Origin of the sequence: Moorena sp. SIO4E2 (assembly GCF_010671945.1) — a bacterium.
In the GTDB taxonomy this organism is placed as follows: domain Bacteria; phylum Cyanobacteriota; class Cyanobacteriia; order Cyanobacteriales; family Coleofasciculaceae; genus Moorena; species Moorena producens.
The window spans coordinates 1-12699 of the sequence record NZ_JAAHIE010000183.1 but is presented as its reverse complement, the minus strand read 5'-3'; the positions used below and the strand labels follow the sequence as shown (position 1 = coordinate 12699).

Sequence of the window (12699 nt, the reverse complement as noted above, 5' to 3'; positions counted from 1 at the left end):
GAGCGTGCTCTCAAGGTTGCCTGTCAGAACTTTTTGTCTGTACTTAGGGCAAACTACAACAGGGTACTTACAAGAGTAAACAACATTGTTGTTAGACTTATATTGCTCAGGCATTGAATCCTATAGCGTATAGGGGAGATTCAGTTCCTTCACATTTTACCAATCCCCAATGGTAATCCTAGAATTATGGTAATCCTAGAATTAGTCTAATAGTGGATTATCTCCCATTGGGTCAGATGCCGATAAGAGAAACTGTTTCTGTTCAATCTCAATTTTGTATTGTTGAATGTCGTCTTCTAATTGTCTAATCTGTTCATCCTTCGAGCGTATCTGCCCAACCATCTTACGAGTTCCTATAAAATTGATAAATCGCGTCCACAAGTTGAATAACCAGGCTATTACTGCTCCAAGCCACATGGCTAGAATCAGTGCAATCGCCAAGGGAGCCTTAACCTGGATACCATCAATAATCCTAATGGAAACAGATTGGGTATTTTCCAAGCCAAATAAGACTAGTGCCAGACATAGAGAGAAAATCAGCAAAAAATTAATCTGTCGCATCAGCTTAATCCAAAACCGTTGCAGTTGCTTACTACTTCTACAACAGATAACACGAAAAATCGGCTTTTTTAACTTGCCGATTACTGGAACGTGCACAGGTGTCCCAACGCCCACAGGTCAAGGACATCTACTTGGCACGGTCATCAACTGAACTTTTTATCTCTTCTCCCCCCGCTATTTTGGGGGGCTGGGGGGAGCTTGGATTAGCTCAGGTTATGACTGTGTGCAGTATAGCAGCAGTTGGATTTTCCTTCAAGCCTACACCTGCTTGGTAGGGAGGTATAAAAAATGCCACCAAAACTGGTCAATTATAAGGCAAGACACATGAATACTAGAATAGCTGATTTACGTAAGGAATACACATTGAAGGGTTTGAGTGAAATCGATGTCCACCCCAATCCTTTTGAGCAATTCAAAATTTGGTTTGACCAGGCAGTGGCTGCCCAATTGCCAGAACCGAATGCCATGACTATAGCGACAGCAACACCCGATGGTAAACCTTCTGCCCGGATGGTACTGCTGAAAGGCTACGATCAGCGGGGATTTGTCTTTTACACTAATTATGACAGTAACAAGGGGCAGCAGTTAATCGAGAATCCTTGGGCTGCCATCACGTTTTGGTGGGCTGAGTTAGAACGACAGGTACGGATTGAGGGGCGAGTGGAGAAGCTAACAGCCGCTGAGTCTGATGATTATTTTAACAGCCGCCCCAAGGGTTCTCAGCTGGGGGCTTGGGTGTCAGATCAAAGCCAAGTCATCCCTAGTCGTGAGGTGTTAGAGCAACGGCTACAGCAACTGAAGCAGGACTATGAAAATAAAGAGGTACTTCGTCCACTCCACTGGGGAGGGTTCCGGGTGATTCCATCAGAAATTGAGTTTTGGCAGGGACGTCCCAGTCGGCTCCACGATCGGTTGCTCTACAATCGTGGTGAAGATCGGGATTGGGTGATTAAACGATTGTCCCCTTAGTAAGCTGGTCTTCATTTGAATTTGATGGTTCTGACAGCAAGAGAGCAGAGAGCTCCGGAGCAGGGGAATAGGGTTTGACGTTTTTTTTCTAACTGAATAATCTCTAATTTAGAGGTATAACGGCTGATCAAGGATGAAAGATTAAGGTTCAAGTATTGGTAGTGCTAAAGATATGGTGATTTGCTTACGGTCTGGTCAAGGTAACAGGAGCTAAAATCACTACTTTTGTAGCACTCCCAAACTTTCGCTATCTCGAATCCCCTAACGTTTACGCCGAGCTTTTGAGTGCTTTGACTTTGGAGTTTGGATAATAGGAACAGTAAAGTAAAACTGAGAACCTTGGTCTTTGCCAGCTGAATTTGCCCAAATTTTTCCACCCCAGCCTTTGACAATTTGGCGACAAATTGCTAAACCTAGCCCTGTTCCCCCAGTAGTTCGCCGCAGAGCACCTTCTTCTTGATAGAAGCGGTCAAACACAGCTTCCAGCCGATTGGGTTCAATACCACGTCCAGAATCTTCGATAATAACTACTATCATGGAATTGTCCAGTGTTTGGATACTTATTTTTACTTCTCCTTGTGGGCTGGTAAATTTGCAGGCATTATCGAGAAGTCTAGCTAGAGTTTCAACTAGCCACTCTCCGTCGGCTTTGACTAATGGAAGGTTATCTGGAACTTGAGCCGATAAACTAGGTCGTTCATCTTCAGAACGGCGAGCGCAAACATTACTCAGGGCAAGGTCGATGCACTCTCTTAGGGACAGGGATTCTGGGTGCCATTCAACACGACCACTTTCTAAGCGGGAAAGAGTCAGGAAGTCCTGAATCAGTTTCCGCATTCGTTCAGCGTCAGCGAGGGCAGTATTGAGCATCACCTGACGCAATTCTAGGGACATATCTGGCTCACTAGCTAGACTCTCAAGACATACTTGAATTGTGGATAGGGGAGTCCGCAGTTCATGACCTGTAATCGCGACTAAATTGCTACGGGTGCGGTCAAGAGCTTCTAGCTGCTGATTCAAATCTTCTAGGTTGGCGTAGGCTTCGGCTTGAATTAGAGCTACACCGACTTGAGTTGCGATCGCATCCACTAAGGCTAACTCATCCTTTTCCCATTGATAAGGTTCGGAGCCACAATGATGTAGATCTAACATGCCCAATAACTGACCCTGATACAGCACCGGTACCTTCAGCCAAGAGCGAATGGCAAACTCTTGGACTAGATTGTGCAAGGTTTTTGATCCTGGATTACCAGTTTTATTTTTGGAATTAGTACCGTTAATCCGAGGATCTGTCTGGGTGTCTTCTACATAAATCGGTTCTCCACTCTGGACAACCTCTTGGAATAGACAATTGTCTTGCAATGGCCATATTTTTCCTAGTGTGGGCACTAATGGTTGATCCCCCTTACTAAGGGGCTTTAAAAACTCATGATTGATGATAGTAGTGGTATCTGTTCCTTTACAGCGATAAATCAGACACCGTGATGCTTCAAGGGCTTTACCCAACTCTTGCACAGCGACTTCAAGAATGGCATTGGGGTCAAGGGATCGCCTAATGGCATTGGAAATAGAGTTGATCAGAGATTCTTTCTTTCCCTGAGCAGCAATGGAGCGATAGGCTTTGAGCAATTTATACTGACCTGCCTGTAGGTAAGTCACCAAGCGCTGGACAAAAGGGTCAGAATTTTCGGAACTTTGAGCTTGGTCGAGAGGGGATAGATTACTGGTAGAGTTTCGGGTTAATTGAGCACTAACTACTAATGAATTCTCTAAATACTGATCTAAATACTGAGATTTAGCCTGTTCAATCTTAGCTGCCAGTTCAGGTCGGTAAATTTGAATGCGATTGAGTAATATCTCAGCTGCTTTTTGACTCACCCTCCGGTCAAATGTCCAGATGCCTTCAAAACGTCGGGATGAGTCCATTTCCCCATTGGTCACCTCTAGTATTGGTGTGGGTCGTTCTTGACAAATCAAACAGTTTGTGTAACTTTGCCCAATAACTACCAAATGCCATTCTTGAGAGAGGGTATCGTTGGGTTCAAATGCCACCGTTTCGTGATACTCTGAACTACTCTTAAATTCTGTTTCCGGTGCTGCTAGTACATAGACTTGGGGGGTCTGTTGAGCAATGCGTCGATATCGATGAGCTTCCTGACGGTAGAAACGCTCTCGCTGGAAGCTAGCAATGACCAACGGCTGCTCTGAGCCAGCTAATACCTGATCTTCCATGGCATGGGAAAGTGCGGTCAAAGAAGACTTGAAGTACACCTGTGACCGCAGTATAGGTATAGCTTGCAGTAAGCTTTGCAGCACGGAAGTGGTAATAATCATGTGACAGCTCCTACACTGAATCGAAAGATTCAGTGTAGGCTTCGCAACCAATCCGGCTATTGCTTAGGAGGCGTTGCGCTTTAAGAACGGACTGCCCTACCGCTCTGTTTTTTTGACTTTTTTTTAATAATGTTCCACCGACAAACCAGCATTTATGGCCTTTGGCCACGCTACGCGAACGGCTTTGAAAGTCAGTATATAAAAAATAACACATCGCTTGGTCTTTCGTGAAATACTCTGTGCAAAATTCATCCCACACTCAAGCGCGTTCCCTTAGCGTGGCCAAAGGCCAAGCGTCGCAGATGTGGGGCTTCTTTTGCCGGAAGCTAAAACTTCACGGGAGCGTGGAAACCACACCTATGGGCGACGGGGGAGGAAAAACCAGCTGGGGTCTTTACTCCCAGTCAGGGTATGGGGTGTTGACAGCCTATAGACTTTTTATATGTACCTTTCTCAATTTATCTTATACAAAGGGGATTGAACACATTGAACACAGCGAATGTTGAAGCCCCAGCCTGTTTCAGATGTATCGCGTTAATTCAACTCGATATCGTTGTTTTTTAGTAATAGAGACATCCCCAACCTCCAAGCGTCCTTTACCACGAATGGCAATCAAATCTCCAGATTTGACTGTATAGCTAGATTGTTTGACCTCTTTCCAGTTAACCCGCACATCCCCAGTGGTAATGAAATCCACCATCTTGCTGCGGGACATACCAAACCCAGCCGATGCGATCGCATCTAGACGCATGGAAGCTTCTGTTGTTGTTCTGAGTTTCTTTTTCGGTTCCTTAACTTTGAGTTCACTCAAATCAATCCGTTGAGTTTTGACAGGTACCGAACGAACCTGATTTAAATTCAGCTCCAGAAACTCTACCAATTCTGGTACGACAATCACCTGAGCACCTCGCTCTCCCAAGACAATAATGTCCCCAATCTTCTCTCGCACCAATCCAGTTCCCAGAATTGCGCCCAAGAAATCCCGGTGAGTTGCCGTATCAAACAAAAAATTCCCAGCAATATCCAAACCGACCACCTCTACCTGAGATTGATCCAGAGGCAATTCCTCACGGGCAATCCCTAACCGTTGTCGTTCCGCTTGAGGATATCCCCCCCAAGCCAGTAATTGCACCTCTGTCAACCGTTGAAACTGCTGAGCAACCTCTACCAAAACTGGCGGTGATAGAAAATCAGTCAATACCACCTCCCAAGTCTTAATTGCTTGATCAGCTTGGTCAATCACACGAGCCACATCCTCTCGATTCTCTACACTTTTTAAAAGTTCTTCTCTAGGTAGCATTTCTAACAACTTGTTAAAGACGTTTGATTCCAAATTCTAAATAATTATTTCCTCAAATTGTAATTAGGATTTAGCGTAAGCTATCAGCTATCAGCGTGTCGCGTATCAGCTATCAGCTTATGTGCTACGCACACGCTACTTGAGGTGCTATCAGCTAATGCGCTAAGTCACAGGCTAGAAGCCTGTTCCACCCACGCTACACTGAACAGCTTTTGAATAAAATAAGCTGACGGCTGACCGCTGACAGCTGAATGCTTACGATTTAGCAATAGGTAATTAGTTTCCTATACCATCTATTACCCATTACTAAATATAAAAGTTATCTTTCTTAAATTTTATTGATTTTTATTTACATTTATGGTTAGTTACTTACCACTCTTTGCGCCTTTGGGATTTTTACCACAAAAATAATTGCGCAACCCTTAATTACTCTCCAGGAACTCATACCTTTGAATAGTCTCCGGCTGAAACTGACCCAGAATTTTAGTCCCTAGCTCCGTCAAACTCTCGGATCCCTGAACCACAATTAAGTATTTCCCCTGATTCAGACGGTTCCGATAAGGCAGTGCATCACCACTACCAACACTCAACCCAACCCCACCTCCAACGAAAACGCTACCCATTGCTGCTGCGATCGCACCAAATACCCCTCCCAGGAGATGGTTACCAATTTCACTAGAGAAGCCAAACAGTTTTATTTCAGTTAGCACATTGAACAGATAACCCGCCGCAAATCCAAAGGGAATCAACCAATATGCCATGCGTCGGGCTCCCTTGATTCCCTGTTGTTTGGGGTCAATGAATCCAAACTCATCAGCACTCTTATATCCTCTACCCAAGATACTTACTCGATCCATAGGTAACTCTTCTTTTTCCAAAGCAGTATAAGCTTCTTCTGCCTTAATGCGGTTGGGGAATACAGCAATCACATATTTCATCGCCAGTTGTGCTGATTATCTAGATATGAACTTGACTTGAACTCTTCCTTGAGCTCGTTTTGATCCCCCGCCTCAAGCACAGGGGTTTTCAACAGTGAGAGTTTTGAGAAATTTTCCATCAAAGATGGGGGAAACTTAAAATCTTTTAGATCACTAGCTATCCAGGGATACCTTTGCAGTTAAGATAGCATACTGCGGTCAGAGCTACTGAATGTGAACAAATCGACCTGTTCAACTACATTTCCTTGTAGTTAAGTGCTATTGGATGATGATTCATCTCTAGTACTCTTGGGGTTGATCTTAGTTTCTCATCGAATAGCTCCAGCACCGTGTGTATAGCCCATTAACCTATCTCCTGGTCATGTCTAAGGTTCTTGTTTCTGACTCAATTGATCAAGCTGGGATTGATATCCTTTCCCAAGTTGCTGAGGTTAATTTCAATCCGAATGTATCACCGGAAGAACTATTGACAATTATCCCAGACTATGATGCTCTGATGATTCGCTCTGGCACCCGCGTTACCCAAGAGGTAATTGAGGCGGGCAAGCAACTCAAGATCATTGGTCGTGCTGGTGTTGGGGTTGACAATGTCGATATTCCAGCAGCAACTCGTCATGGGATTGTAGTGGTTAACTCTCCGGAAGGAAATACTATAGCCGCAGCCGAACATGCCCTGGCCATGATGCTAGCTCTATCTCGCCATATCTCCGATGCTAATCAGTCAGTTAAAAGCAATAAGTGGCAGCGTAAGCTTTTTATTGGCACAGAAGTTTACAAAAAAAACCTTGGTGTAGTTGGCTTGGGTAAAATTGGCTCCCATGTGGCAACCGTAGCCCGAGCAATGGGAATGAAGTTGCTGGCCTATGATCCCTTCATTTCCGTGGAACGGGCGGAACAGCTAGGCTGTCGTTTAGTCGAGATGGATTTGCTGTTGCGGGAGTCTGATTACATCACACTGCATATCCCCAAAACTCCAGACACCACTCATCTAATTAATGACGAAGCCATTGCTAAGATGAAGCCGACTGCCCGAATTATCAACTGTTCCAGAGGAGGCATTATTGATGAAGAAGCCCTGGCTAAGGCACTAAAAGAGGGTCAGATTGCTGGTGCAGCATTGGATGTTTATGAATCAGAACCACTAGGAGAATCTCCCTTGCGTGAATTGGGGAAAGAAATAGTTTTGACCCCCCACCTAGGGGCATCTACCGCAGAAGCCCAAGTTAATGTTGCTGTTGATGTAGCCGAACAAATTCGGGATGTCCTCTTAGGCTTACCGGCCCGTTCAGCAGTTAATATTCCTGGATTGTCACCCAATGTGATTGAAAAACTCAGACCATACATGGAGTTGGCAGAAACTCTGGGTAACCTAGTTGCTCAACTGGCGGGGGGACGCATTGAATTACTTGATGTCCGATTACAGGGAGAGTTAGCTACCAACGAAAGCCAGCCCTTAGTGGTTGCTGCCCTGAAAGGCTTACTTTCCCAGGCACTGCGAGAGCGGGTAAACTATGTCAATGCATCCATTGAGGCAAAAGAGCGGGGTATTCGGGTAATTGAAACCAGGGATGCTTCGATGCGAGACTATTCTGGATCCCTACATCTATCAGCTACCGGGTCCATGGGAAAACATTCTGTAACGGGTGCTCTGTTGAATGATGGGGAAATCCACATTACCAGTATCGACGAATTCCCGATTAATGTTCCTCCCACTCACTATATGCTGTTTACCGTACACCGGGATATGCCGGGAATTATTGGTAAAATTGGCTCTCTGCTGGGTAGTTTTAATGTCAATATTGCCAGTATGCAGGTGGGTCGCAAAATTGTGCGGGGTGACGCAGTTATGGTTCTTAGTCTAGATGACCCCTTACCGGAGGGAGTTTTAACAGAGATTATGAAGGTGCCAGGGATTAGGGATGCTCACACGGTAACTTTATAAGTTAAGTACTGAATACGTTCAGTACTGAATACGTTCACTATTGAGTGCTGAGTGCTGGGTGCTGAATATGGGGAAAAGGTTATAGGTACAAACAATCTTGATCCTTAAGTTTAGACCAGGTAACTCCCTCTGCTGACTCCCCACTCTTAAACTCAGCACTCTCGACCTCGGAACTAAGATATGGCAAATAGCTGGTGGGAAATTCAAATTTTGTGCGACTCTGCCTTAGAGGATTTAATCTTCTGGCGATTGGAGAAGTTTGGTTGTCGAGGAATGTCCAGCCAGCTTAAGGGACATTCTCAACTAGTGCTTGCTCACTTACCCCAAATACAAGCACAGCTGTTGGATTTGGCCGCCCTTGCCCTTTGGGTAAATCAGGACGCCCTTACTGTAGGTCTGCCAGTACCGATAACTCGGTGGCACCTGATTGATGAGGAAGATTGGGCAAGTAGTTGGAAACAATACTGGGAACCCCAAGAAGTTGGCGATCGCTTTTTGATCTATCCCGCTTGGCTACCTTTACCAGACCCTTCCGAACGGATGTTGTTACGCCTTGATCCTGGAGCAGCATTTGGCACAGGTACCCATCCCACCACTCAGTTATGCCTGGAAGCATTAGAGATGCGTCTAGGCTTCAGCAGTGATCAGGACAATGTGGTAGTGGATATTGGCTGTGGTTCGGGCATTCTCTCCATTGCCTCGGTGTTGTTAGGGGCTAAAAAGGTCTATGGCGTCGATACTGACCCCTTAGCAGTGGGTGCTGCCCGCAACAACCGCTCTCTTAACAACATGTCTGACCAGGATCTGGTCATAGAACAAGGTAGTGTAGAAACCTTGTCTAAGCTTACTAATGGTCAACCAGTAGATGGTATCCTCTGCAATATTCTGGCAGAGGTGATTATTGATTTAATTCCATTAATAAGTGCTATTGCGAAACCCACCAGCTGGGGAGTTATCAGTGGTGTGTTATTAGATCAAGTGAAACCGATTGCTGATACCCTCGAACAAAATAACTGGATTGTCGCCACCCTCTGGAAGCATCAGGATTGGTGTTGTTTTAATATTCGGCGTTCCTGATTACTTATTAGTAATTTTGGTAATTTAACCTTAAATCTTAAACCTTAAACCTTAAACCTTAAACCTTAAACCTTCATGCAAGTTATTGAATAGCCAGTTGGATGCGGGTGCGCACTGTTAAATCGGTTTCAGTCTTAAACATTTGCGCTAAATGAGTTTTGATACTCTCAGCCAGATCCGGATAGGTAACCGCTACCGCAGTAGCTAGACCTTGCAATCCTACTACGGAAGAATAACGAACTACCCATTCTGAGTCTTGGCAGGTTAGCAGTAGTGTTTTAAAAGCTTGGTCTTGGGCAGCAGGAATTTTATCTTTAGGCATATCCTCCCAGTCCAGGCTGCCCAGACCTTTTGTAGCAGCTCGACGGACGCTCATAGAAAAGTCACTTTCAGCTGCTTCGATTAAGGTATCTAAGGCTCTAGGATCGCCAATTCCTGCTAGTGCGAGGATTGCCCAGGCTCTACCTCCGTAGTTATAGTCATCAATTAGGTTTAGCAATTGCCGTACTGCTGTTTTACCTAATCCCACTAGCCCACCCGCAGCTACTCCTGCTGCACCTGGGTTATTGTAGCTAAGAACTGCAATTAAAGTGGGAATCGCAGCCTCTAAACGAGCATTAGCCAAGGCTTTTACTGCTTTTACTAAGCTATAGGCAGAATCTGCCTCTTCCACAGCTCGAATTAATTCTTGGCCTTGGGTTGTGTTGGTCATGAAGCAGTCTAAGGTTAAATGTTGTTTGCCCTAGGCGTTCCCTAGTGGTAGGTTTAAAGCAAAAGGTAAAAGGATAAAAACCCACCAGTGGCGGAGTAATAGTTAGATAAATGGTTAGATAAAATAGTTAGATAAATGATTAGATAAAATTATTTGAAACTTGATCTTTGATTCTTGAAACTTGATCCTTCATCCTTCATCCTTCATCCTTTAAACTTCACACTTCAGAGAAGACCATCCATCAAGTTCATAATTTTAATTGCAGTCTCCGATAGGTGGCAACCATCAGTGGGATGGTTTTCTAAGTGATGCTCTAGAATTCCTTTGAGGGCGAGTAGCTTGAGATTATTTTCTGCCGAGGTCTGAGCGATCGCATCTGCTGCTGGTAAATAACCAATTGCCCCGAGATCGGAAAGAGCTGCCCGCCTCAGTAGTACTTGATCAACACTCAAAGCTTTGATTAAACGTTCAGCATAAGTAGGGTTTTGAGTTAGCTGGTACATCGCCCGTGCTGCGGCATACTGTTCCAACTGGTTAGGATGCTCTAAGAATATTTCAATCAGGTCAATAGCTTCAGTTACACCAAGATCCCCCAAGGCTTCGATGACAGCATTGTAGGGTTGGGCGAGGTGGGGACTTCCGGGTATAGGCTGGGCTGCTTCTAAACCTCCGTCTAGCAATTTGATCAGCTTGGGAATACAGGTACGATCTTCTAACATCCCTAAAGATTGTACCGCTGCTTCCCTAACATAAAAATCGGAGCAGTCTAAACAATCAATCAGCGCAGGCACAGCTCGATGGTCTCCTAGTTTGCCTAGTGCCCTAGCGGCATTCCGGCGCAGAGGATATCCTCCTAATTCTGTCTGGTTCTCCTGATCCTGTAGCGCAGCGATTAGGGCATCAATTGCCACTGGTTCCCGGACTCGGAACTTTCCTAGCCACCATGCTGCATAATAGCGAAGCCCCTGGTCGTTGCCTTGTAGATTGGCGATGGCTTGCTCTACAGTTAATGACTCCGAGTTATCAGTCTCAACATAATTCTCAAGACTAGGCTGCAACATTTTAACTTGCTAATTTAAACTTGTTAATTTAAACTTGCTAATTTAGACTTGTTAATTTTCATTTTACTTAGCTCCTGTCTCCTGTATCCTCAAAAAACCTACCAATTTCTTACTTTATCCTTGTAGATATAGGGTACCTAAATCAATTGTGAGCATTTTTGATGCCATATTCCCTACTCCCTACTCCCTGCTCCCTGCTCCCTGCTCCCTTTGCTATAGACAAACTAGATAGACAAAACAATGCCCGGAAAGGTCAGCAGACGCTAGTTCTTGCTAACACCTACTGACCTTTCCAGGCCAAAAGAGCAATTAGCTCAGGGCGTTAATAGCGTAGTCAATGTAGTTATTTGCCTCATTAGCAGGCTGACCACTTAAACCATGGTTAGCTTTGATGTACTTGAGGGCTTCGATGTACCAGCTCGGAGACAGCTCGAAGGTACGGTTGATTTCATCTAAACCAGCAATCAAGTACTCATCCATCGGTCCAGTACCACCAGCAACTAGGCAGTAAGTAACCATACGCAGATAGTAACCGATATCACGGGAGCATTTTGCTTTGCCTGTAGCGTCAGATGAGTAGTTTGATCCAGGCATGGTAGTGGTGTAAGGGAATTTGTTATACACCGCTTGGGCTGCACCGTCAGTCAAGCTTGAGGCTTTAGCAGTTAAGGCTTTTGCGGCTTCTAAACAAGCTGTAGCCCGCTGGAATCGACCGAAGGCAGTCTGGATTTCTGTATTACTTAAAAAACGACCTTGAGCGTCAGCAGCAGCGACGGCTTCTGTAAGCGGGGTTTTCATTGTCTAGGTATCTCCCTAATATTTTGTCAAGTTTTCAAAAACGTTTGAAGTTGTGATAGTTAGACAGCAAGTGATATGCCTTTAGCGTTTTAGGCAACCGCACCAGCTGCTTTGTCGAAGTAGCTGCCAATTTCAGCCATCAGAGAGCTGCAATCACCAGGGGTGATGCCATTGGAGTCGTTAGCGATCGCAATCGCAGCATCCTTCATCTTTTCTACACCCACTGCCACCGAAGCACCAGGAGTTCCCAGAGCTAGGTAGGTTTCCCGCAGACCATTGAGGCAGCGGTCTTCCAGCACACTAGCATCACCAGCAAAAATGGCGTAAGTCACATAGCGCAGGATGATTTCCATATCACGCAAGCAAGCAGCCATCCGACGGCTGGTGTAGGCATTACCACCAGGATTGATTAACTGGGGTTGCTCAGCAAACAGAGAGCGAGCCGCGTTAGCCACAATGGTGGAAGAGTTGCTGGTAATGCGGTTGACTGCATCCATCCGCTTGTTGCTGTCCTTAACCATAGCGCTAAGAGCATTTAGTTGGTCAGTACTAATGTATTGACCCTGGGCATCAGCCTGAGAAACAAGCTTAGTAAACGCATCAAACATTGACGGAATCTCCTAGGTTAGTTGGTTTTGTTTCAAAACGGGCTTCAGTTAAACAGACTCAGACTGAATCAAACTGAATCAAGCAGTTTGAAACGGGAACGGGATAGAACATGCTCCAGCCACAGCCAATACTCCTATCTCTCTGTCTTTGTCTTTGTCCTAGTCTTTGTCCCATGAGTTTGGTAACAAAACGGATCGTTAAGAAAAATTACAAAACTTCACGTTTTGGTGAGAGACCTAGGAATGCTGTGTTTCAACCGGTTGGTTGGCTTTCGCCTGTCACTATTTACCCTTCAGGTAACTTTTATACAATGATGTCGAGCCTTTATTCGTTACATCTTGTTAAGAGTTTAAGATTTTTTGATGTCTGATTGCAACGGCAGATCAGAACTGGCTTGC

The 12699-nt window shown here is 45.1% G+C and carries 12 protein-coding genes and 1 pseudogene; 4 read left to right on the top strand and 9 right to left on the bottom strand.

Annotated elements, in window-relative coordinates; all coding sequences use genetic code 11:
- Both F6K37_RS18970 and F6K37_RS18965 read right to left on the bottom strand, forming a co-directional pair.
- Positions 1–114, bottom strand: a pseudogene (locus F6K37_RS18970) (IS200/IS605 family transposase); the annotation flags it as partial.
- 87 nt (positions 115–201) lie between these two features.
- A complete protein-coding gene (locus F6K37_RS18965) occupies positions 202–657 on the bottom strand; it encodes a LapA family protein (RefSeq protein ID WP_229419087.1) in 456 nt (151 codons plus the stop codon).
- 228 nt (positions 658–885) lie between these two features.
- Between F6K37_RS18965 and pdxH the strand changes: the two genes are divergently transcribed.
- Positions 886–1530, top strand: a complete 645-nt coding sequence (gene pdxH / locus F6K37_RS18960; protein WP_044493265.1) for a pyridoxamine 5'-phosphate oxidase — start codon at positions 886–888, stop codon at positions 1528–1530.
- A gap of 261 nt (positions 1531–1791) precedes the next feature.
- On the opposite strand, the gene F6K37_RS18955 is transcribed toward pdxH, so the two are convergent.
- The 3 genes from F6K37_RS18955 to F6K37_RS18945 all read right to left on the bottom strand — a co-directional run bounded on the left by F6K37_RS18955 (position 1792) and on the right by F6K37_RS18945 (position 6102).
- Positions 1792–3864 (bottom strand): DICT sensory domain-containing protein, encoded by a 2073-nt coding sequence (locus F6K37_RS18955; RefSeq protein WP_008184531.1) that lies wholly within the window; start codon positions 3862–3864, stop codon positions 1792–1794.
- 520 nt (positions 3865–4384) lie between these two features.
- A complete protein-coding gene (locus F6K37_RS18950) occupies positions 4385–5164 on the bottom strand; it encodes a photosystem II electron transport protein, Sll1252 family (protein ID WP_287251568.1) in 780 nt (259 codons plus the stop codon).
- 422 nt (positions 5165–5586) lie between these two features.
- Positions 5587–6102: a hypothetical protein gene (locus F6K37_RS18945; RefSeq protein ID WP_008184537.1), complete on the bottom strand. Its 516-nt coding sequence runs from the start codon at positions 6100–6102 to the stop codon at positions 5587–5589.
- Between the two features lie 361 nt (positions 6103–6463).
- Here F6K37_RS18945 and serA point away from each other — a divergent pair, with 361 nt between their 5' ends.
- Positions 6464–8044, top strand: a complete 1581-nt coding sequence (gene serA / locus F6K37_RS18940) for a phosphoglycerate dehydrogenase (RefSeq protein WP_008184540.1) — start codon at positions 6464–6466, stop codon at positions 8042–8044.
- Positions 8045–8224: 180 nt separating this feature from the next.
- Positions 8225–9121, top strand: coding sequence for a 50S ribosomal protein L11 methyltransferase (prmA, locus tag F6K37_RS18935; RefSeq protein ID WP_287251565.1), 897 nt, complete (start codon positions 8225–8227; stop codon positions 9119–9121).
- 82 nt (positions 9122–9203) lie between these two features.
- Here prmA and cpcF read toward each other — a convergent pair whose 3' ends face one another.
- Positions 9204–9833, bottom strand: a complete 630-nt coding sequence (cpcF, locus tag F6K37_RS18930; RefSeq protein WP_287251564.1) for a C-phycocyanin alpha-cysteine-84 phycocyanobilin lyase subunit CpcF — start codon at positions 9831–9833, stop codon at positions 9204–9206.
- A gap of 224 nt (positions 9834–10057) precedes the next feature.
- Complete coding sequence (gene cpcE / locus F6K37_RS18925; RefSeq protein WP_287251563.1) at positions 10058–10894, bottom strand: C-phycocyanin alpha-cysteine-84 phycocyanobilin lyase subunit CpcE; 837 nt, start codon at positions 10892–10894, stop codon at positions 10058–10060.
- A 161-nt stretch (positions 10895–11055) separates the two neighbouring features.
- Here cpcE and F6K37_RS18920 point away from each other — a divergent pair, with 161 nt between their 5' ends.
- Positions 11056–11181 carry a hypothetical protein gene (locus F6K37_RS18920; protein WP_287251562.1) on the top strand — a complete coding sequence of 42 codons (126 nt, stop codon included), beginning with the start codon at positions 11056–11058 and terminating at the stop codon, positions 11179–11181.
- A gap of 22 nt (positions 11182–11203) precedes the next feature.
- Here the strand turns inward: F6K37_RS18920 and cpcA are convergent, their stop codons facing one another.
- Positions 11204–11692, bottom strand: a complete 489-nt coding sequence (cpcA, locus tag F6K37_RS18915) for a C-phycocyanin subunit alpha (RefSeq protein ID WP_287251561.1) — start codon at positions 11690–11692, stop codon at positions 11204–11206.
- A gap of 89 nt (positions 11693–11781) precedes the next feature.
- Complete coding sequence (cpcB, locus tag F6K37_RS18910) at positions 11782–12300, bottom strand: C-phycocyanin subunit beta (RefSeq protein WP_287251560.1); 519 nt, start codon at positions 12298–12300, stop codon at positions 11782–11784.
- Positions 12301–12699 lie beyond the last annotated feature (399 nt).

Excerpts from the sequence above, each read along its gene's own strand:
- pdxH (WP_044493265.1), top strand. The coding sequence starts at position 886 with ATGAATACTAGAATAGCTGATTTACGTAAGGAATACACATTGAAGGGT.
- F6K37_RS18955 (WP_008184531.1), bottom strand. The coding sequence starts at position 3,864 with ATGATTATTACCACTTCCGTGCTGCAAAGCTTACTGCAAGCTATACCT.
- F6K37_RS18950 (WP_287251568.1), bottom strand. The coding sequence starts at position 5,164 with ATGCTACCTAGAGAAGAACTTTTAAAAAGTGTAGAGAATCGAGAGGAT.
- F6K37_RS18945 (WP_008184537.1), bottom strand. The coding sequence starts at position 6,102 with ATGAAATATGTGATTGCTGTATTCCCCAACCGCATTAAGGCAGAAGAA.
- serA (WP_008184540.1), top strand. The coding sequence starts at position 6,464 with ATGTCTAAGGTTCTTGTTTCTGACTCAATTGATCAAGCTGGGATTGAT.
- prmA (WP_287251565.1), top strand. The coding sequence starts at position 8,225 with ATGGCAAATAGCTGGTGGGAAATTCAAATTTTGTGCGACTCTGCCTTA.
- cpcF (WP_287251564.1), bottom strand. The coding sequence starts at position 9,833 with ATGACCAACACAACCCAAGGCCAAGAATTAATTCGAGCTGTGGAAGAG.
- cpcE (WP_287251563.1), bottom strand. The coding sequence starts at position 10,894 with ATGTTGCAGCCTAGTCTTGAGAATTATGTTGAGACTGATAACTCGGAG.
- F6K37_RS18920 (WP_287251562.1), top strand. The coding sequence starts at position 11,056 with ATGCCATATTCCCTACTCCCTACTCCCTGCTCCCTGCTCCCTGCTCCC.
- cpcA (WP_287251561.1), bottom strand. The coding sequence starts at position 11,692 with ATGAAAACCCCGCTTACAGAAGCCGTCGCTGCTGCTGACGCTCAAGGT.
- cpcB (WP_287251560.1), bottom strand. The coding sequence starts at position 12,300 with ATGTTTGATGCGTTTACTAAGCTTGTTTCTCAGGCTGATGCCCAGGGT.